Source organism: Streptococcus sp. oral taxon 061, assembly GCF_964211575.1.
Taxonomy (GTDB): Bacteria; Bacillota; Bacilli; order Lactobacillales; family Streptococcaceae; genus Streptococcus.
Genome location: NZ_CAXOQQ010000005.1, coordinates 1 through 20,261 on the forward strand (window position 1 = coordinate 1; position 20,261 = coordinate 20,261).

Annotated in this window: 13 protein-coding genes; 12 read left to right on the forward strand and 1 reads right to left on the reverse strand. The window is 41.4% G+C overall.

Annotation, left to right across the window (positions count from 1 at the left end; all coding sequences use genetic code 11):
- The 3 genes from AB8E63_RS04870 to AB8E63_RS04880 all read left to right on the forward strand — a co-directional run.
- The coding region (locus AB8E63_RS04870; protein ID WP_368910242.1) for an Ltp family lipoprotein at positions 1–1,471 on the forward strand (1,471 nt) is incomplete at its 5' end.
- Between the two features lie 131 nt (positions 1,472–1,602).
- Complete coding sequence (locus AB8E63_RS04875) at positions 1,603–2,562, forward strand: ROK family glucokinase (RefSeq protein WP_368910243.1); 960 nt, start codon at positions 1,603–1,605, stop codon at positions 2,560–2,562.
- A 102-nt stretch (positions 2,563–2,664) separates the two neighbouring features.
- Positions 2,665–3,504: a thymidylate synthase gene (locus tag AB8E63_RS04880; protein WP_254724410.1), complete on the forward strand. Its 840-nt coding sequence runs from the start codon at positions 2,665–2,667 to the stop codon at positions 3,502–3,504.
- A 200-nt stretch (positions 3,505–3,704) separates the two neighbouring features.
- On the opposite strand, the gene AB8E63_RS04885 is transcribed toward AB8E63_RS04880, so the two are convergent.
- Positions 3,705–3,875 (reverse strand): DUF3042 family protein, encoded by a 171-nt coding sequence (locus AB8E63_RS04885; protein ID WP_001051780.1) that lies wholly within the window; start codon positions 3,873–3,875, stop codon positions 3,705–3,707.
- A 122-nt stretch (positions 3,876–3,997) separates the two neighbouring features.
- Between AB8E63_RS04885 and miaA the strand changes: the two genes are divergently transcribed.
- From miaA to AB8E63_RS04930, 9 genes are all read left to right on the forward strand, one after another.
- Entirely contained in the window at positions 3,998–4,882 is an 885-nt protein-coding gene (gene miaA / locus AB8E63_RS04890; RefSeq protein ID WP_368910244.1) for a tRNA (adenosine(37)-N6)-dimethylallyltransferase MiaA, read from the forward strand.
- Entirely contained in the window at positions 4,875–6,113 is a 1,239-nt protein-coding gene (hflX, locus tag AB8E63_RS04895; RefSeq protein ID WP_368910245.1) for a GTPase HflX, read from the forward strand. The genes miaA and hflX overlap by 8 nt, the downstream gene beginning before the upstream one ends.
- Positions 6,106–6,729, forward strand: coding sequence for a cystathionine beta-lyase (locus AB8E63_RS04900; RefSeq protein WP_368910246.1), 624 nt, complete (start codon positions 6,106–6,108; stop codon positions 6,727–6,729). Before hflX ends, AB8E63_RS04900 begins: the two co-directional genes overlap by 8 nt.
- Positions 6,730–6,743: 14 nt before the next feature.
- Positions 6,744–7,673, forward strand: a complete 930-nt coding sequence (rnz, locus tag AB8E63_RS04905) for a ribonuclease Z (RefSeq protein ID WP_368910247.1) — start codon at positions 6,744–6,746, stop codon at positions 7,671–7,673.
- Between the two features lie 20 nt (positions 7,674–7,693).
- Positions 7,694–8,449: an SDR family NAD(P)-dependent oxidoreductase gene (locus tag AB8E63_RS04910; protein WP_368910248.1), complete on the forward strand. Its 756-nt coding sequence runs from the start codon at positions 7,694–7,696 to the stop codon at positions 8,447–8,449.
- A gap of 166 nt (positions 8,450–8,615) precedes the next feature.
- Positions 8,616–10,364, forward strand: coding sequence for a glycoside hydrolase family 13 protein (locus AB8E63_RS04915; RefSeq protein ID WP_368910331.1), 1,749 nt, complete (start codon positions 8,616–8,618; stop codon positions 10,362–10,364).
- A gap of 296 nt (positions 10,365–10,660) precedes the next feature.
- Positions 10,661–17,584: an LPXTG-anchored adhesin/beta-galactosidase BgaA gene (bgaA, locus tag AB8E63_RS04920; RefSeq protein WP_368910249.1), complete on the forward strand. Its 6,924-nt coding sequence runs from the start codon at positions 10,661–10,663 to the stop codon at positions 17,582–17,584.
- Between the two features lie 260 nt (positions 17,585–17,844).
- Positions 17,845–19,197 carry a UDP-N-acetylmuramoyl-L-alanine--D-glutamate ligase gene (gene murD, locus AB8E63_RS04925; RefSeq protein ID WP_368910250.1) on the forward strand — a complete coding sequence of 451 codons (1,353 nt, stop codon included), beginning with the start codon at positions 17,845–17,847 and terminating at the stop codon, positions 19,195–19,197.
- Between the two features lies 1 nt (position 19,198).
- A complete protein-coding gene (locus AB8E63_RS04930; RefSeq protein ID WP_368910251.1) occupies positions 19,199–20,257 on the forward strand; it encodes a UDP-N-acetylglucosamine--N-acetylmuramyl-(pentapeptide) pyrophosphoryl-undecaprenol N-acetylglucosamine transferase in 1,059 nt (352 codons plus the stop codon).
- The last annotated feature ends 4 nt before the right edge of the window (positions 20,258–20,261 follow it).

Sequence of the window (20,261 nt, forward strand, 5' to 3'; positions counted from 1 at the left end):
GCCTAAATCTAGCGCTCCAAAACAAACAGAGAAGCCTAAATCTAGCGCTCCAAAGCAAACAGAGAAGCCTAAATCTAGCGCTCCAAAACAATCAGAAAAGCCAAAAACTAGCACTCCAAAACAAACAGAGAAGCCTAAATCTAGCACTCCAAAGCAATCAGAGAAATCCAAAGGTACTGCACCAAAGCAATCTGATAAACAAAAAAATACGACACCTAAACAGGATAAGCCAAAGTCTACAGTCCAATCTGGCTGGGTAGGGTCTTCGTACTATGAAAATGGTGTTAAAGTCACTAATAAGTGGATTTTTGATAAAAAAGCTAATTCTTATTTCTACCTAAATGCTTCGGGAAACGCTGTCCGAAATGCTTGGGTAGGGAATTACTATCTTAAATCAGATGGTAAGAGGGCAAAAAGCGATTGGATCTATGATAAAAATTCTGGTTCTTATTACTATTTGACAGCTGAAGGAAGTTCTGCCCGTAATAAATGGATAGGAAATTACTATCTAAAATCAGACGGTAAGATGGCCAAGAATGAATGGGTAGATGGTGGCCGTTACTATGTTGAATCAGATGGTAAAATGGCTAGGGATAAATGGGTAGATGGTAGCCGTTACTATGTGGGAAACAATGGTGTCCGGCAACCAAAACCAGCAGTCGGGAATCAAAACAATGCTGCTTTAACTAAAGCGAAAAGCTATAATTCGGCTTTACATATGTCAAAAAAAGCTCTTTATGAACAGTTAACATCACAAGTTACTCATGGTTTTTCAAGCTCAGCAGCACAGTATGCCATCGATCACTTGAACGCGGATTACAAAGCAAATGCCTTAGTTAAAGCAAGAGAATACCGAAAATACAGCAATTTATCAAAGAAAGAAATTTATGAGAGGCTAACTTCTCCTTGGATTGGAAAATTTACAAAAGAAGAAGCAAACTATGCCATTCAAAAACTAGATTTAACACCAGAAGGAAGCCCTGCCCGCAATAAATGGGTAGGATACTATTATTATAAATCAGATGGTAAGATGGCCAAGAATGAATGGGTAGATGGTGGCCGTTACTATGTTGAATCAGATGGTAAAATGGCTAGGGATAAATGGGTAGATGGTGGCCGTTACTATGTGGGATACAATGGTGTATGGCAACCAAAACCAGCAGTCGGGAATCAGTACAATGCTGCTTTAACTAAAGCAAAAAGCTATAATTCGGCTTTACATATGTCAAAAAAAGCTCTTTATGAACAGTTAACATCACAAGTTACACATGGTTTTTCAAGCTCAGCAGCACAGTATGCCATTGATCACTTGAACGCAGATTACAAAGCAAATGCCTTAGTTAAAGCAAGAGAATACCGAAAATACAGTAATTTATCAAAAACAGAAATTTATAACAGGCTAACTTCTCCTTGGATTGGAAAATTTACAAAAGAAGAAGCAAACTATGCCATTCAACATTTAGGTGACTAATTTTTACAAATAGTGAAGCAAATGAGATGTTTTAATATTGGCTTTTAACACGCAAACCTTTGCACAAATCTGACGATTTTGTTATACTATGTCTGTAAGCATTTCCATTAATAAATATAAAGGAGAAAAAGATGAGTCAAAAGATTATTGGGATTGACCTAGGTGGAACATCTGTCAAGTTCGCAATTTTAACTCAAGAAGGAGAAATCCAAGAAAAATGGTCTATCAAGACTAACATTTTGGATGAAGGGAGCCATATCGTAGACGATATGATTGAATCAATTCAACATCGTTTTGAATTGCTTGGATTGGCTGCGGCAGATTTCCAAGGGATTGGTATGGGTTCACCTGGTGTGGTTGATCGTGAAAATGGAACTGTTATCGGAGCCTATAATCTCAACTGGAAAACTCTTCAACCGATCAAAGAGAAAATGGAAAAAGCCTTGGGAATTCCATTCTTCATCGATAATGATGCCAACGTGGCGGCTCTTGGTGAGCGCTGGATGGGTGCTGGTGAAAACCAACCAGACGTTGTTTTTATGACTCTGGGTACAGGTGTTGGTGGCGGTATCGTGGCAGAAGGTAAATTGCTTCACGGTGTTGCTGGTGCTGCTGGTGAGCTTGGTCACATCACTGTTGACTTTGACCAACCAATCGCATGTACTTGTGGTAAAAAAGGCTGTCTTGAGACAGTAGCTTCTGCAACAGGGATTGTCAACTTGACTCGTCGTTATGCAGATGAATACGAAGGCGATGCAGCCTTGAAACGCTTGATCGACGACGGTGAAGAAGTAACAGCTAAAACTGTCTTTGACTTGGCAAAAGAAGGGGACGATCTTGCCTTGATTGTTTACCGTAACTTCTCACGTTACTTGGGTATTGCATGTGCCAACATTGGTTCTATCCTAAATCCATCAACAATCGTTATCGGTGGTGGAGTATCCGCTGCTGGGGAATTCCTTCTCCAAGGTGTGCAAAAGGTTTATGACGAAAATACCTTCCCGCAAGTTCGTACAACAACGAAATTAGCTCTTGCGACTCTAGGAAATGACGCTGGAGTTATCGGAGCAGCATCACTTGTATTGCAATAAAAAAACAAAAGAAGGAGAAAATCACTATCTCGAAGCGAGTGATTTTCCTCCTTTCTTTTTTTATGCTATACTAGTTAAGAATAAACGTTGAGGAGAGAGTAAATGACAAAAGCAGATAAGATTTTTAAAGAAAATATTGAGCGAATTCTCAATGAAGGAGTCTTTTCAGAACAAGCTCGTCCCAAGTATAAGGATGGAACAGTGGCTAACTCCAAGTACATCACAGGTACTTTTGCGGAGTATGATTTGTCCAAGGGTGAATTTCCCATCACAACCCTACGTCCAATTGCTATCAAATCAGCTATTAAGGAAGTTCTTTGGATTTACCAAGACCAGACAAATAGCCTAGAAGTTCTCAATGACAAGTACAATGTTCACTACTGGAATGACTGGGAAGTAGGAGATACAGGGACAATCGGTGAGCGTTACGGGGCTGTTGTTAAGAAGCATGACATCATTAACAAGATTCTCAAACAGTTGGAAGCTAATCCTTGGAACCGTCGCAATATCATCTCTCTCTGGGATTACCAAGCTTTTGAGGAAACAGACGGCCTTCTTCCATGTGCCTTCCAGACCATGTTTGATGTCCGTCGTGTAGATGGGGACATCTATCTGGATGCAACCTTGACCCAGCGTTCTAACGATATGCTTGTAGCTCATCACATCAATGCCATGCAGTATGTGGCGCTTCAAATGATGATTGCCAAACACTTTGGTTGGAAGGTAGGGAAATTCTTCTACTTTATCAATAACCTTCATATCTATGATAATCAATTTGAACAAGCTCGGGAATTGCTCCGTCGTGAGCCTTCAAATTGCCAACCACGTTTGGTCTTGAATGTACCAGACAAGACCAACTTCTTTGATATTAAAGCAGAAGATTTTGAGTTGGTTGACTATGATCCAGTGAAGCCGCAGTTGAAGTTTGACCTAGCTATTTAATACTCTTCGAAAATCTCTTCAAACCACGTCAGCGTCGCCTTACCGTAGATATATGTAACTGATTTCGTCAGTCATATCTACAACCTCAAAGCAGTGCTTTGAGCAACCTACGGCTAGCTTCCTAGTTTGCTCTTTGATTTTCATTGAGTATAAAAGAATAGAAAAAAAGAAGTTGGAAATTCCAACTTCTTTTTTATTAATTAGCGTGATACGCGACGGCGAGCTGCTTTTTTACGGTTTTCTTCGATGAAAGCTGCTTTTTGTTCTTCTGGTTCAATCACTTTCTTTTTGAATGCGTATACTGCACCTGCAACAGCAGCAACAGTTCCTGCAACACCTGTTACGAGACCTTTAGCAAATCCTTTAGCCATGAGTCTTCCTCCTTTTATTTATAAATCAGACGGAAATAGCTTAAGATATAGCATTTTTCTGCCTGTCTATTTTGTGATATAATAATAGTAACGAAAAAATGGGAATTTTTCAAGGAAAAACGATGAAAAGCAAAATAATTGTGATTGTTGGTCCAACTGCAGTTGGAAAGACTGCCCTAGCCATTGAAGTTGCTCAGCGATTCAATGGTGAAGTAGTCAGTGGGGATAGCCAACAAGTATACCGAGGCCTGGATATTGGAACAGCCAAGGCAAGTCCGGAGGAGCAGTCAACTGTCCCTCATCACTTGATTGATGTGAGAGATGTAACCGAGTCTTACTCGGCTTTTGATTTTGTTTCAGAAGCAAAGGCAGCCATCGAGGATATTCAAAATCGTGGTAAACTTGCTATTATCGCTGGTGGAACAGGGCTTTATATCCAGAGTCTACTAGAGGGATATCATCTAGGTGGAGAGACACCACACGAGGAGATTTTAACCTATCGAGCTAGTTTAGAACCTGTTTCGGATGAGGAGTTAGTTCATCTCGTAGAGAAAGCAGGTCTTGAAATTCCCCAATTTAATCGTCGTCGTGCTATGCGTGCCTTGGAGATTGCTCATTTTGGTCAAGATTTGGAAAATCAAGAAAGTTTATATGATCCGCTGATTATTTGCTTGGATGATGAGCGTAGTCAGCTTTATGAGCGTATCAACCACAGAGTGGACCTGATGTTTGAAGCTGGACTTCTAGACGAAGCCAAGTGGTTGTTTGACCATTATCCAGATGTGCAGGCTGCTAAAGGGATAGGTTACAAGGAACTCTTCCCCTATTTTCGTGGAGAGCAGAGTTTGGAGGAGGTTAGCGATAGTCTCAAGCAGGCGACTCGTCGATTTGCCAAGCGCCAGCTAACCTGGTTCCGCAATCGCATGCAGGTGACCTTTTATCAGATAGGAGAATCTGGTGTTAAAGAGCGTATTTTAAGTCAGATTGAGGAGTTTTTAAATGATTGAAACGGAGAAAAAAGAGGAGCGAGTCCTGCTCATTGGTGTTGAACTCCAGGGCATGGATAATTTTGACCTCTCCATGGAAGAGCTGGCTAGTCTGGCTAAGACAGCTGGAGCTGTTGTAGTTGATAGCTACAGACAGAAGCGTGAAAAATACGACTCTAAGACCTTTGTCGGTTCTGGTAAGTTGGAAGAAGTAGCGAAAATCGTGGACGCAGAAGAAATCACGACTGTCATTGTCAATAACCGTTTGACACCTCGACAAAATGTCAATTTAGAGGAAGTCTTGGGTGTCAAGGTCATTGACCGTATGCAGTTGATTTTGGATATCTTTGCCATGAGAGCTCGAAGCCATGAAGGTAAACTCCAAGTGCATCTAGCTCAGCTTAAGTACCTCTTGCCTCGTTTGGTTGGTCAAGGGATTATGCTCAGCCGTCAGGCAGGGGGAATTGGTTCCCGTGGTCCAGGTGAAAGTCAGCTGGAGCTTAACCGTCGTAGTGTTCGCAACCAGATTACAGATATCGAACGTCAACTCAAGGTGGTTGAGAAAAACCGAGCGACAGTTCGAGAAAAACGTTTGGAGTCAAGTACCTTTAAGATTGGTTTGATTGGTTACACCAATGCTGGGAAGTCAACTATTATGAATACTTTGACCAGCAAGACCCAGTATGAAGCGGATGAGCTTTTTGCAACTCTAGATGCAACAACTAAAAGCATCCATCTGGGGGGCAATCTACAGGTAACCTTGACAGATACCGTTGGGTTTATCCAAGACCTACCGACAGAGTTGGTGTCTAGTTTTAAATCAACCTTAGAAGAAAGCAAGCATGTAGATCTCCTGGTCCATGTCATCGATGCCAGCAATCCCTACCATGAGGAACATGAAAAAACGGTCCTCTCTATCATGAAAGACTTGGACATGGAGGATATTCCTCGCTTGACCCTTTATAATAAAGCAGATTTGGTGGAGGACTTTACGCCTACCCAAACGCCGTATGCACTGATTTCTGCCAAGTCTGAGAATAGTCGCGAACAGTTGCAGGTTTTATTGCTGGATAAGATTAAGGAAATTTTTGAACCCTTTACTTTGCGCGTGCCTTTTGCTAAGTCCTACAAGATTCATGATTTAGAAAGTGTTGCGGTTCTGGAAGAACGTGATTACCAAGATGACGGCGAAGTCATTACAGGTTACATTTCTGAGAAAAATAAATGGAGATTAGAGGAATTTTATGACTGATATCAAAACGTTAGCCTTCAAGTATGGTGGATATACGAGTCTAGACAAGGTCTATCTGGACCAACTTTTAGCTGGTAGGTCTGAAGAGGAGCAACTAGCCCTCATTACACCTCCACCCAGCGTAGTGAATGCCTACTTTGCCGAGCTCTACCAGAAAAAGAGTCCTCAAGCTGCGACCGATTATTTTGCAGAAGTCAGCCAAGAACTGAACCTCTATAATGCTGAGCCAAGTTTCGCTTTGGAAAGCAAGCCCTTTATTCGCCTCAATCTATCTGGTAAATCCTTTGGATTTTGCTACGAGAAAGAAGGACTAGGTCGCATTTTCTCAGAGAACGAGGAAGCAATTACGGATGAATTACTCTTTGAGATAGCGCAAATTTTTCACCATCAGCTAGTTTTTGAGGAGTCTGGGAAAATTTACATGAAGGCAATCGGAGAAGAGGAAGTTGTTAGCGTGGAAAATCTTACAGCTTTGACAGATTTGGAAACCTTAGCAGATGGAAGAAAGCGACTTAAGGGATATAGCCAAGAGGATTTACTACAAGAAGCTAGAGCTTTTTCTGGCAAGCTTTATTACCGCTCAGAAAACCGCACCGCTATGTTATATATTGATTAATTAGAAAGTAGCAAATGGATATTCAATTTTTAGGAACGGGGGCTGGTCAGCCCTCTAAAGCCCGCAACGTTTCAAGTCTCGCCCTGAAACTCTTGGACGAGATTAACGAAGTCTGGCTCTTTGACTGTGGAGAAGGAACGCAAAATCGCATTCTGGAAACTACGATTCGACCACGAAAGATCAGCAAAATCTTTATCACCCACTTGCATGGAGATCATATCTTTGGTTTGCCAGGATTCCTTTCTAGCCGCGCTTTTCAGGCCAATGAAGAGCAGACAGATTTGGAAATCTATGGTCCCCAAGGCATTAAATCTTTTGTCTTGACCAGTCTACGAGTGTCAGGTTCACGCTTGCCCTATAAGATTCATTTTCATGAGTTCGACAAAGATTCTCTAGGGAAAATTCTTGAAACTGATAAATTTACAGTTTATGCGGAAGAGTTGGATCACACTATTTTCTGTGTGGGCTACCGTGTCATGCAAAAGGATCTAGAAGGCACTCTGGATGCTGAAAAACTCAAGGCTGCCGGCGTACCATTTGGACCACTCTTTGGAAAAATCAAAAACGGGCAGGATGTAGTCCTAGAAGACGGCACCGAGATTAAGGCAGCAGACTATATCTCAGCCCCACGTCCTGGTAAGATTATCACTATCTTAGGCGACACTCGAAAAACCAATGCCAGTGCGCGTCTGGCTGTCAATGCAGATGTCCTTGTCCATGAGTCCACTTATGGCAAGGGTGATGAGAAGATTGCCCGCAATCATGGTCACTCAACCAATATGCAGGCTGCACAAGTAGCAACAGAAGCGGGAGCCAAACGACTCTTGCTCAACCATATCAGCGCCCGTTTTCTTTCAAAAGATATCAGCCAGCTTAAGAAAGATGCTGCAACGATTTTTGAAAACGTCCATGTGGTCAAAGACTTGGAAGAAGTGGAAATCTAGAAGATTGAGAAAGGAAAAGTATGTCTACTATTCTCATTACAGGTGCTAGCGGGGGTCTAGCCCAAGAAATAGTCAAACTCTTGCATCAAGACCAACTCATTTTGCTAGGTAGAAATAAGGAAAAATTAGCTCAACTATACGGAAATCATCCTCAGGCAGAATTGATTGAAATTGATATTACCGACGCTCAAGCCCTAGAAGAACTAGTTGCTGAACTCTATCAGCGTTATGGCAAGATTGATGTTTTAATTAACAACGCTGGTTACGGAATTTTTGAAGATTTTGACAAAATTTCTGATCAAGACATTCATCAAATGTTTGAGGTTAATACCTTTGCTTTGATGAATCTGTCTCGTTTGGTTGCTTCTCGTATGAAGAAAATCCGAAAAGGGCATATCATCAATATCGTCAGCATGGCAGGATTGATTGCGACTGCTAAGTCTAGTCTATACTCTGCGACCAAGTTTGCGGCTATCGGTTTTTCAAATGCTCTTCGCCTTGAGCTCATGCCCTATGGTGTCTATGTGACGACTGTTAATCCAGGACCGATTCGTACGGCATTTTTCGACCAGGCAGACCCAGATGGGACCTACCTCAAATCGGTCGACCGCTTCCTACTCGAGCCAGATGCAGTAGCTAAAAAAATTGTTAAGACCATAGGCAAAAACAAACGCGAGCTCAATCTCCCAGCCTTGCTCAATCTAGCTCATAAATTTTATACCCTCTTTCCTAAGTTAGCAGATAAGTTGGCAGGAGAAACTTTTAATTATAAGTAAAATCTTAGTCACACCTCGAAAGTTAAATCAAAAGCTTGACTTTTGGGGTGTTTTATTGTCGACTTTATTAAAGTATTGCAATTTAAGTCTTAAAATAGTATACTAGTTCTGTTAGTTATGAAAACGTTTGCGTTTTTATTGATGATGATTATTTAGGAGACAAATGATGGAATTGACAGCCATTTACCATAGACCAGAATCAGAGTATGCTTATCTTTACAAAGAAGGTCAGCTACATATCCGAATCAGAACCAAGAAAAATGATGTCCAGAAGGTTATCTTACACTATGGAGATCCTTTTATTTTCATTGAGGATAAGTATGAAGCTAAGAAAGAAATGACCAAAGTAACCTCAGATGCACTATTTGACTATTGGCAGGTTACGGTATCGGTTGATTTTGCACGGATTCAGTATCTCTTTGAGCTCCTTGATGAGGAAGGTCAGGGTGTTTTTTATGGTGATAAGGGTTGTGTAGAACATACTCAAGAAAACTTGGATGCTGATGGAAACGGCTTTAAACTTCCTTATATTCATGAAATTGACGGTTGTCAGGTTCCTGACTGGGTTTCAAATACCGTTTGGTATCAGATTTTCCCAGAACGCTTTTCCAATGGAAACCCTAATTTGACTCCAGATGGAGCTCGAGAGTGGGATGCTGCCATTGCACCTAATATTGATGATTTTTTTGGTGGAGATTTACAAGGGATTATTGACCACTTAGACTATCTTAAAGATTTGGGAATCACAGGACTTTACCTATGTCCGATTTTTGAAGCAACAACCAATCACAAGTACGATACGACGGATTATTTTGAAATTGACCGTCACTTTGGAGACAAGGAAGTCTTCGCTAATCTTGTCGAGGAAGCCCACAAATGGGGCATCAAGATTATGCTAGATGCTGTTTTCAATCATATCGGCTACCAGTCTGCCCAATGGCAGGATGTTCTAAAGAACGGCGAAAAGTCACCTTATAAAGATTGGTTCCATATCCAAGAATTTCCAGTTACTGAGGATAAACTTCAGAATCCAAGAGAACTCCCTTATCATACCTTTGCCTTTGCTAGCTATATGCCTAAGTTGAATACAGCTAATCCGGAGGTTAGGGACTATCTTCTCAGTGTTGCGACCTACTGGATTGAGAATTTTGATATCGATGCTTGGCGCTTGGACGTTGCCAATGAAATTGACCATCAGTTCTGGAAAGATTTTAGAAAGGCAGTGCTCGCTAAAAAACCTGATTTGTATATCTTAGGTGAAATCTGGCATACCTCACAACCTTGGCTACAAGGGGATGAGTTCCATGCGGTTATGAACTATCCACTCTCTGAAAGTATCAAGGATTATTTCTTGCGTCAGCGTAAAAAGACAGAGCAGTTTATTTCAGAAATCAATAGCGAGTCGATGTACTACAAGCAACAAATCTCAGAGGTGATGTTTAACCTTTTAGATTCTCATGATACAGAGCGTATCCTTACAACTGCCAAAGGAAATATCCAGCATGTCAAGGCTGCCCTAACTTTCCTCTATCTTCAAAAAGGGACCCCTTGTATCTATTATGGAACAGAGCTAGCACTAATTGGTGGACCAGACCCTGATTGCCGTCGTGTCATGCCTTGGGACCGTGTTTCTGAAGACAATGACATGCTGAATTTCATGAAGAAATTAATCAAGGTTCGTAAGGCAGTGGCAAGTATTATTCAGCATGGAAATTATTGCTTGGAAGAAGTGAAACCAGATGTCCTATCTTTGAAGTGGAACTACCAAGGGAAAGAAGTTCAAGCAATCTTTAATCAGTCTTCTGAGAATTTTATCTTAGAAAGAGACTCTGTTGATTTATCTAGTCATTGCCAGTTTGAAGATGGTCAGCAAGTCATCTTGCCAGATGGATTTATCATTACTGTTTCGAAATAAAGCAATCAACTGCAACAAGTATCTAGTTACAAAAAATGAAGGGATTATGTGACTTTAGATGCATAAAAAACAAGAAGCTGTCCTCTAGTAGGACAGTTTTTTGGTAAATTTCATTAAATGTACATTCAGGTTTTTATGATTTTCTACAAAATATAGAAAAAACAATCAAAAGTATGATTTTTACAGTCATAGTATTGAAGTTTCCTATATTATTTTATAAAATAGAAGTAATCATTACAAAAAAAGTATAGCGCTTTCAATAAAAATGGAAGCGGTTACTTAACAAGGAGAACCCTATGGGAAAAGATTATTGGAATCGCAAAAGTATCTATAGCATCCGTAAATTTACGGTCGGAACGTGCTCGGTACTTATCGGGACTTGCTCTGTTTTATTTGGAGCAAATCTAGCAGCTGTAAATTCTGTATCTGCAGATGAGACACCAGTCGCTGTTGCTACAGAAAAAGTGGAGAAAGAAACTCCTAAAGGGGAAGCTGTAGATTCAAAAGCTTCTGAACAACCTGTAACAACAGAAACTGTTAACAGTGAAGCAGTAGAAACTAAGCATGAAGTAGAGAAAAAAGTGGAAGCCCCAACTACTGAGACTACTCCTGAGAAAAAAGAAACCTCTGATGTAGAAAAGCAAGCTCCAGCTGTGACTCAGGATCAATCTGCTCAAACAGAAAAACCAGAGCTCAAACCTGCAACTAATGATGAGGTAAAACAGTTGATTGAGGATAGAAAAGTAGAATTCAACCAAAACTGGCATTTCAAGCTCAATGCCAATGCTAAAGATGCGGTCAAGCCAGATGCCGATGTTTCTAGTTGGAAGAAATTAGACCTTCCTCATGACTGGAGTATCTACAATGACTTTGACCATGACTCACCTGCCCAAAACGAAGGTGGGCAACTCAATGGTGGTGATGCTTGGTATCGTAAGACCTTTAAACTCGATGAAGAAGACCTCAATAAGAATGTTCGTATCACATTTGATGGTGTTTACATGGATTCTCAAGTTTATGTAAATGGTCAGCTAGTTGGTCACTATCCAAATGGTTACAACCAATTCTCATATGACATCACTGACTATCTCCATAAAGACGGTCGCGAGAATGTCGTAGCAGTGCATGCCATCAACAAACAACCAAGTAGCCGTTGGTACTCAGGAAGCGGGATTTACCGTGATGTTACCCTTCAAGTCACAGATAAGGTCCATACTGAGAAAAATGGAACAACTATCTTAACTCCAGACCTTGAAAAACAACAAAATGGTAAGGTAGATACTCATGTAACAAGTAAGATCGTCAATACTGATGATAAAGATCATGAAATTCTTGCTGAGTATCAAATCATTGAACGTAATGGTCAAGCTGTAACTGATCTAGTTCGTACCGCTAGTCAAGTATTGAAAGCTCATCAATCAGCCAGCTTGAATGCTATTTTACAAGTTGATAAACCAAAACTTTGGACAGTTAATAGCGACAAGCCAGCTCTTTACGAATTAGTGACTCGTGTTTATCGTGATGGTCAATTGGTCGATGCTAAGAAGGACTTGTTTGGTTACCGTTACTACAACTGGACACCAAATGAAGGCTTCTCTTTGAATGGTGAACGCATTAAATTCCATGGGGTTTCTCTTCACCATGACCATGGAGCTCTTGGAGCTGAAGAAAACTATAAGGCAGAATACCGTCGTCTGAAACAAATGAAGGATATGGGTGTGAACTCTATCCGTACAACCCACAACCCAGCTAGTGAGCAAACTTTACAAATCGCTGCTGAGCTTGGTTTGTTGGTCCAAGAAGAAGCTTTCGATACTTGGTATGGTGGTAAGAAACAGTATGACTATGGTCGCTTCTTTGATAAAGATGCTACTCACCCAGATGCTAAGAAAGGTGAAAAATGGTCTGATTTTGACCTTCGTACCATGGTTGAACGAGGAAAGAATAACCCTGCTATCGTTATGTGGTCTATCGGTAATGAAATCGGTGAAGCAGACGGAAAACCTCGTTCTTTAGCAACAGTTAAACGCTTGGTTCAAGTTATCAAAGCTGTTGATAAGACACGCTATGTCACTATGGGAGCAGATAAGTTCCGCTTTGGTGATGGTAGTGGTGACCATGAAAAGATTGCCAATGAACTTGATGCCGTTGGATTTAACTACTCAGAAGATAACTACAAGAAACTTCGTGCGAAACATCCAAATTGGTTGATTTACGGATCTGAAACTTCCTCAGCTACTCGTACACGTGGAAGTTATTTCCGTCCAGAACGTGAATTGGTCCACAGCAATCAGGCTTACCGTCATTATGAGCAATCAGACTACGGTAATGACCGTGTTGGTTGGGGTAAAACAGCTACTGCATCTTGGACTTTTGACCGTGACAATGCGGGTTACGCAGGTCAGTTCATCTGGACAGGTACGGACTATATCGGTGAACCTACTCCATGGCATAACCAAAACCACACACCGGTTAAAAGCTCGTACTTTGGTATCGTAGATACAGCTGGTATTCCAAAACATGACTACTTCTTGTATCAAAGCCAATGGGTTTCTGCTGAGAAGAAACCAATGGTTCACTTGCTTCCTCACTGGAACTGGGAAAATCCTACCCTAAAAGAAAATGTAGCGGATGCAGATGGTAATATTCCAGTCCGTGCCTATTCTAATGCGGCAAGTGTAGAACTATTCTTGAATGGTAATACTCTAGGCAAGAAGACATTTACTAAAAAACAAACAAGCGATGGCCGTACTTACCAAGAAGGTGCTAAACCAAATGAACTTTACCTTGAATGGAAGGTTGCTTTTGAACCAGGTACATTAGAAGCAGTAGCTCGTGACGAAGCTGGTAACATCGTTGCTCGTGATAAGATTGTGACCGCTGGAGAACCTGCAGGGGTTCGTTTGGTCAAAGAAGAACATGCTATCGCAGCTGACGGAAAAGACCTCACTTATATCTATTACGAAATTGTTGACAGTAAAGGTAACGTAGTTCCTACAGCCAATAATCTTGTTCGCTTCCAGTTGCATGGACAAGGTCAGATTGTCGGTGTGGATAACGGGGAACAAGCCAGCCGTGAACGTTACAAAGAACAAGCAGATGGTTCATGGATTCGCAAAGCCTTTAATGGTAAGGGTGTTGTGATTGTCAAATCAACTGAGCAAGCAGGTAAATTCACCTTGACTGCTCACTCTGATTTCTTGAAATCTGGTCAAACAACTATCTTCACAGGTAAGAAAGACCAAGAGGAAAAAACTGTTTTAGGTACAGAGGTTCCTAAAGTTCGTACAGTAATCGGTCAAGCAGCGAAAATGCCTTCAAAAGTAGGATTTATCTACAGTGATGGTAGCCGTGCAAAACTTCCAGTAGAATGGTCTGCAGTTGATGTCAACCAACCTGGTATTTTTACTATTAAAGGTGTGGCAGAAGGAAGAGATGTAGAAGCGCGTGTTGAAGTCTTGGCACTCGAAGCAGAATTACCTGTAGTTAAGAGAATTGCACCAAGTACAGATCTGAGTACGGTTGATCCATCTGTTAGCTATGTATTGTCAGATGGTACTCTAGGAAGCTATGACGTTGATAGGTGGGAAGTTGCAGCTGAAGATCAAGCTAAATTAACTATCCCAGGCTCTCGTATCCAAGCTAAAGGAATTTCAGGTGATAATGAAATCGCTGCTACATTCGTAGTCGCCGAAGGTCAAGCGGCTTCACCAGTAGTACCGACTGTAACTGTTGCAGACCAGCCTGTAGAAGGGCTCTCAACTGACCAACCGGTTCTATATCATAAACTTACTTATGGAGCTACTTTGCCTGAAGTTAAAGCTTTAGCTGAAAATGCGCAAGTTACTGTTATTCAAGCTAACGAAGCAAATGGTATGCGTGCTAGTATTTATGTTCAACCAAATGATGGTGGAGCACTTCAGACTTATGCTATCCAATTCTTACAAGAAGCTCCTCAGATTGAACGTTTAAGCCTAGAAGTTGAAAATGCAGACGCACTGAAAGAAGACCAAACAGTTGGTATCAAAGTCTTGGCTCATTATCAAGATGGAACTCAGGCCGTATTAAAAGCTGATAAGGTAACCTTCTCAACATCAGGTGAAGGAGACGTAGCTGTTCGTAAAGGTATGCTTGAATTGCATAAACCTGGTCAAGTAACTTTGAAAGCTCAATTTGAAGGAGCTGAAGGTCAGATTGACTTGAACATTCAGGCAAATACTGAAAATAAAGTTGTCCAGGCCATTCGTCCAGTAAGTGTTGTGACAGGTTTGAACCAAGAACCAAGTCTACCTGATACAGTAACGGTAGAGTACGATAAAGGATTTCCAAAAGTTCACAAGGTAACTTGGCAAGCAGTTGCTAAGGAAGACCTTGCTAAATACCACAGCTTTGATGTTCTAGGTAAAGTAGCAGGAATTGAAAACAAAGCTCATGCTAAAGTTTCTGTAGAAGGTATCATTGCAGTCGAAGAAGTGACTACAACAACTCCAGTTTCAGAAGCTCCTCAATTACCAGAAAGTGTTCGTACTTACCACTCAAACGGCCAAGTATCTTCAGCTAAAGTGACTTGGGATGCTATTGACCCAAGCCAATATGCAACTGAAGGTAGCTTTACAGTGACAGGGCATGTGGAAGGTACTCAGTTACCAACGAAACTTCATGTTCGTGTATCTGCTCAAACTGAAACTGGTGCAAATATTTCTGATCAGTGGACAGGTTCAGAGTTACCACTTGCCTTTGCATCAGACTCAAATCCAAGTGACTCAGTAGCCAATGTCAATGACAAACTAATCTCATTTAATGATCAACCGGCAAACCGCTGGACAAACTGGAAACGTACAAGTGAAGCATCAGTGGGAATCCTCTTTGGTGATTCTGGTATCCTGTCTAAACGTTCGGTTGACAATCTCAATGTTGCCTTCCACGAAGACCACGGTGTTGGTGCACCTAAGTCTTATGTCATCGAATACTATGTAGGAAAAGATGTTCCAACAGTTCCTAAGAACCCAAGCTTTGTAGCTAGTGAAGACCACGTTTTTAACGATGACAATAACTGGAAACAAGTGACAAATCTTAAAGCTCCAGACCAAGTGAGAGCTGGAGAAATGACTCACTTTAGCTTTGATAAAGTCAATACCTATGCGGTTCGTATCCGTATGGTTAGACCAGATGGTAAATGGGGTACTTCCATTACAGAAATTCAAATCTTCTCTAAACAAGTAGCTGCAGCTAAGAAAGCTCAAGCTCAAATCCAAGTAGATGGAAAAGATTTGCCAAACTTTAACCCTGGCTTGACTGACTATTATCTAGAAGCTAAAGAAGACCAAGCACCAACTGTAACAGCAAGTGTATCAGATAATGGTATTGCTACAGTGATTCCAAGCGTTCGTGAAGGGGATCCAGTTCGTGTTGTCGTTAAGGCTGAAAACGGAGATATCCTAGGCGAATACCGCCTACACTTCACAAATGATAAAGACTTGCTCGCAAGTAAACCTGTTGTTGCTGTTAAGTCATCACGTTTAGTTGCTAAGGGTCATACTCTTGAGTTACCAGCAAAAGTTCCTGTTTACTTCACAGGTAAAGATGGCTATGAAGTCAAAGACTTGGCAGTTGAATGGGATGAAGTTCCAGCTGAAAATCTAGCGAATGCAGGTGAATTTACAGTTCGTGGTCGCGTTTTAGGTACTGATTTAACGGCTGAAGTAGCAGTACGTGTGACTGATAAACTCGGTGAAAACCTATCAGACAACCCTAATTTTGATGACGACAGCAACCGTTCATTTGCTTCTGCAACCAATGATATTGATCCAAATTCTCATGACCGTGTGGACTATGTTAACGATGGTTCTGATGATGAAACCCGTCGTTGGACCAACTGGTCTCCAACTCCATCTGATAATCCAGAAGTTTCAGTAGGGGTTATCTTTAGAGAAGCTGGCAAGATTGTTGAACGTACAGTCGCTGAAGGAAGCATTCGATTCTTCTCAGATGGCGGAACTGATGCACCTTCTAAACTAGTCTTAGAACGCTATGTGGGACCAGAATTTGATTCACCAGAATACTACTCTAACTACCAACCATACGATCCTGAACATCCATTTAACACTCCTTCTAACTGGGAGAAAGTTGAATACCGTGCGGATCAAGAGATTCAAGCAGGTACTGATATCCATGTAACCTTTGCCCCAGTTAAAGCTAAGGCTATGAGATGGCGCATGGATAGAAAAGCTGATACCAAGGGTGTAGCTATTACAGAAATGGCCTTCATTGCTCCAAGTGAGGAACCTAAGGATAGTACAGCTGCAAAACTTCTTGTGGATGGTAAAGAGCTTGCTGACTTCTCTGAAAATCGTGTGGATTACCAAGTAACCTACAGTGGAAATCGTCCTCAAGTAACAGTTGAAGCTGGCGAAAACGTAGCAGCAACTATTGTTGATAGTGGTGATGATAAACTTCCAGTCTTGATTCATCTTGTTTCAGAAAGTGGTAAACATATTAAGGAATACCGCATTCAATTGACTAAGGCAGATGCTGAAAGCGCTAAGACAGAACCGGCTGTACACGAAGTTCCAGAGTTCACAGGTGGTGTGAATGGAGAAGAACCAGCTATACATGAAGTTCCAGAGTTCACAGGCGGTGTGAATGGAGAAGAACCAGCAGTTCACGAAATTCCAGAATACACAGGAGGCGTGAATGGAGTTGAAGCAGCAGTTCACGAAGTACCAGAACATACTTTAGGAGCGAATGTAGTCGAACCAGCAGTTCACGAAGTTCCAGAATACACTGGTGGTGTGAATGCAGTCGAGGCAGCGGTTAACGATGTGCCAGAGTACAAAGGTGGTGCCAATGCAGTCTTTGCAACGGTGAACGAAGTACCAGAATATACTGGTGGCGTGAACGCAGCCGAAGCAACGGTTAACGATGTGCCAGAATACAAAGGTGGTGCCAATGCAGTCTTTGCAGCGGTGAACGAAGTTCCAGAATATACTGGTGGCGTGAACGCAGCCGAAGCAGCGATCAATGAAGTACCGGAGTACAAAGATGAGCAGTCGATTGTAGCCCTTGCTATGTCACAAGACAAGACTTATCAGGCACCTGCAAGCCGTCAACATATTCTCCCTGAAACAGGTACTAAGGAAAATGCAACCCTTGCAACAGCAGGTGTTGTGGGAGCGCTTCTTGGACTCTTTGCAATGGGAAAGAAGAAAGACGAAGAATAAAATAATCTGACAGTATTTAGATTATAGAGATTGGACAAGAAAACAATCTCAACTATAAAAAGTGGACAAACTAGTTTCAAGAAACAGAACTAGAACTTGTCCGCTTTTTTATGTTTCTTGGTAGCAAAAAATCCTTAACAAAGATGCTAAACTTGATAATTGAGTTTCCAAATAACAAAAAACAAATAAGAAAGCCCTTTGTGGCTTTTTTATTTTCATAAAAATGGTAAAATAGTAAGAGTAGAAATGGAGTTCTAGATATGAAACGAATTAATCAATTTGAAAATAAGAAAGTATTAGTCCTTGGTTTGGCCAAATCTGGTGAGTCTGCGGCTCGTCTTTTGGACAAGCTTGGTGCCATTGTGACGGTTAATGATGGTAAACCTTTTGAGGAAAATCCAGCGGCTCAAAGCCTTTTAGAAGATGGCATCAAGGTTGTAACTGGTGGTCATCCCTTGGAATTGCTAGATGAAGATTTTGCTCTCATGGTGAAGAATCCAGGAATCCCTTATAGCAACCCTATGATTGAAAAAGCTCTAGAAAAAGGCATTCCAGTCTTGACTGAGGTTGAGTTAGCCTACTTGATTTCTGATGCACCAATCGTCGGTATTACTGGTTCAAATGGTAAGACTACGACCACAACCATGATTGGAGAAGTTCTGACTGCTGCAGGACAAAATGGCCTCTTATCAGGTAACATCGGTTATCCTGCAAGCCAAGTAGCTCAGACAGCAACAGATAAGGATACCCTTGTCATGGAACTTTCTTCTTTCCAATTAATGGGAATCCAGGAATTCCATCCTGAAATTGCTGTTATCACCAACCTGATGCCAACGCATATTGACTATCACGGTTCTTTTGAAGACTATGTGGCAGCTAAGTGGAATATCCAAAACAATATGACAGCAGCTGATTACCTAGTATTGAACTTCAACCAGGAATTAGCTAAAGAACTTGCGACAAAGACAAATGCGACTGTAGTACCGTTCTCAACACTAGAAAAGGTTGACGGAGCTTACCTCGAAGATGGTCTTCTCTACTTCCGTGGTGAAAAAGTAATGGCAGCTGATGAAATCGGTGTTCCAGGTAGCCACAATGTGGAAAATGCTCTTGCAACCATTGCCGTTGCTAAACTTCGTGGTGTTGACAATGAAACCATCAAGGAAACCTTGTCAGCCTTTGGTGGAGTTAAACACCGTCTCCAATTCGTAGACCAAATCAATGGGGTGAAATTCTATAACGATAGTAAGTCAACTAACATCTTGGCAACTCAAAAAGCCTTATCTGGATTTGACAATAGCAAGGTTATCTTGATAGCTGGTGGTTTGGACCGTGGCAATGAGTTTGACGAATTGGTGCCAGATATTACTGGACTTAAGAAAATGGTCATTCTCGGTCAATCTGCAGAACGTGTCAAGCGTGCAGCAGATAAAGCTGGTGTGACTTATGTCGATGCGACAGATATTGCAGATGCGACTCGTAAGGCTTCTGAACTTGCGGAAGAGGGAGATGTGGTTCTCCTCAGTCCTGCTAATGCTAGCTGGGATATGTATGCTAACTTTGAAGTACGTGGAGATCTTTTCATCGACACTGTAGCGGAGTTAAAGGGATAATATGAAAAAAATAGTATTTACAGGTGGGGGAACGGTTGGACACGTTACCCTCAACCTTTTGTTAATGCCTAAGTTCATCGAAGATGGCTGGGAAGTCCACTATATTGGAGATAAAAATGGGATTGAGCATCATGAAATCCTCAAGTCAGGTTTAGATGTCACCTTCCATTCGATTGCAACGGGGAAATTACGTCGATATTTCTCATGGCAAAATATGGTTGACGTCTTTAAGGTTGCTTTTGGAATTCTTCAATCGCTCTTTATCATGCTTCGAGTTCGTCCACAAGCCCTCTTTTCTAAGGGTGGATTTGTATCTGTTCCGCCTGTTATCGCAGCGCGAGTATGCAGAGTACCAGTCTTCATCCACGAGTCTGACCTCTCTATGGGATTGGCCAATAAAATTGCCTATAAGTTTGCGACTAAGATGTACTCTACTTTCGAGCAAGCGTCTAGTCTCACTAAGGTAGAACATGTAGGAGCTGTGACCAAGGTTTCTGGTCCAGTTATGGAAGAGCCTGAAGAAATGGTGGATATCCGAACTTCTTTCAACGACAAGTTACCAACTCTTCTCTTTGTTGGTGGTTCTGCTGGAGCGAGAGTCTTTAACCAATTAGTTACAGACCACAAGGAAGAGCTGACTAGTCGCTATAATATCATCAACCTGACAGGTGATGCTAGTTTAAATGAACTAAGTTCAAACCTCTACCGTGTTGACTATGCGACGGAACTCTATCAACCACTCATGAATCTGGCTGATGTGGTCATCACTCGTGGTGGTGCCAATACTATTTTTGAGCTCCTTGCCATGGCTAAATTGCATGTCATCGTGCCTTTGGGGCGTGAAGCTAGCCGTGGAGACCAGATTGAAAATGCAGCCTATTTTGTGAAGAAAGGCTATGCAGAGGAGTTGCAAGAGAGTGACTTGACCTTGTCTACTTTGGAAGAAAAAGTAAATCAACTTTTGACTAACAAAGAAATCTATCAAAACACGATGAAGAATTCTCAGGAATTAAAATCTGTGGCAGATTTTTATGAGCTATTAAAAAAAGATTTATCATAAGGAA

What these genes read in the sequence shown, in the direction of transcription:
- AB8E63_RS04915 (WP_368910331.1), top strand. Translation starts at nt 8,616, where the DNA reads ATGGAATTGACAGCCATTTACCATAGACCAGAATCAGAGTATGCTTAT.
- AB8E63_RS04880 (WP_254724410.1), top strand. Translation starts at nt 2,665, where the DNA reads ATGACAAAAGCAGATAAGATTTTTAAAGAAAATATTGAGCGAATTCTC.
- miaA (WP_368910244.1), top strand. Translation starts at nt 3,998, where the DNA reads ATGAAAAGCAAAATAATTGTGATTGTTGGTCCAACTGCAGTTGGAAAG.
- bgaA (WP_368910249.1), top strand. Translation starts at nt 10,661, where the DNA reads ATGGGAAAAGATTATTGGAATCGCAAAAGTATCTATAGCATCCGTAAA.
- rnz (WP_368910247.1), top strand. Translation starts at nt 6,744, where the DNA reads ATGGATATTCAATTTTTAGGAACGGGGGCTGGTCAGCCCTCTAAAGCC.
- AB8E63_RS04875 (WP_368910243.1), top strand. Translation starts at nt 1,603, where the DNA reads ATGAGTCAAAAGATTATTGGGATTGACCTAGGTGGAACATCTGTCAAG.
- AB8E63_RS04900 (WP_368910246.1), top strand. Translation starts at nt 6,106, where the DNA reads ATGACTGATATCAAAACGTTAGCCTTCAAGTATGGTGGATATACGAGT.
- AB8E63_RS04885 (WP_001051780.1), bottom strand. Translation starts at nt 3,875, where the DNA reads ATGGCTAAAGGATTTGCTAAAGGTCTCGTAACAGGTGTTGCAGGAACT.
- hflX (WP_368910245.1), top strand. Translation starts at nt 4,875, where the DNA reads ATGATTGAAACGGAGAAAAAAGAGGAGCGAGTCCTGCTCATTGGTGTT.
- murD (WP_368910250.1), top strand. Translation starts at nt 17,845, where the DNA reads ATGAAACGAATTAATCAATTTGAAAATAAGAAAGTATTAGTCCTTGGT.
- AB8E63_RS04910 (WP_368910248.1), top strand. Translation starts at nt 7,694, where the DNA reads ATGTCTACTATTCTCATTACAGGTGCTAGCGGGGGTCTAGCCCAAGAA.
- AB8E63_RS04930 (WP_368910251.1), top strand. Translation starts at nt 19,199, where the DNA reads ATGAAAAAAATAGTATTTACAGGTGGGGGAACGGTTGGACACGTTACC.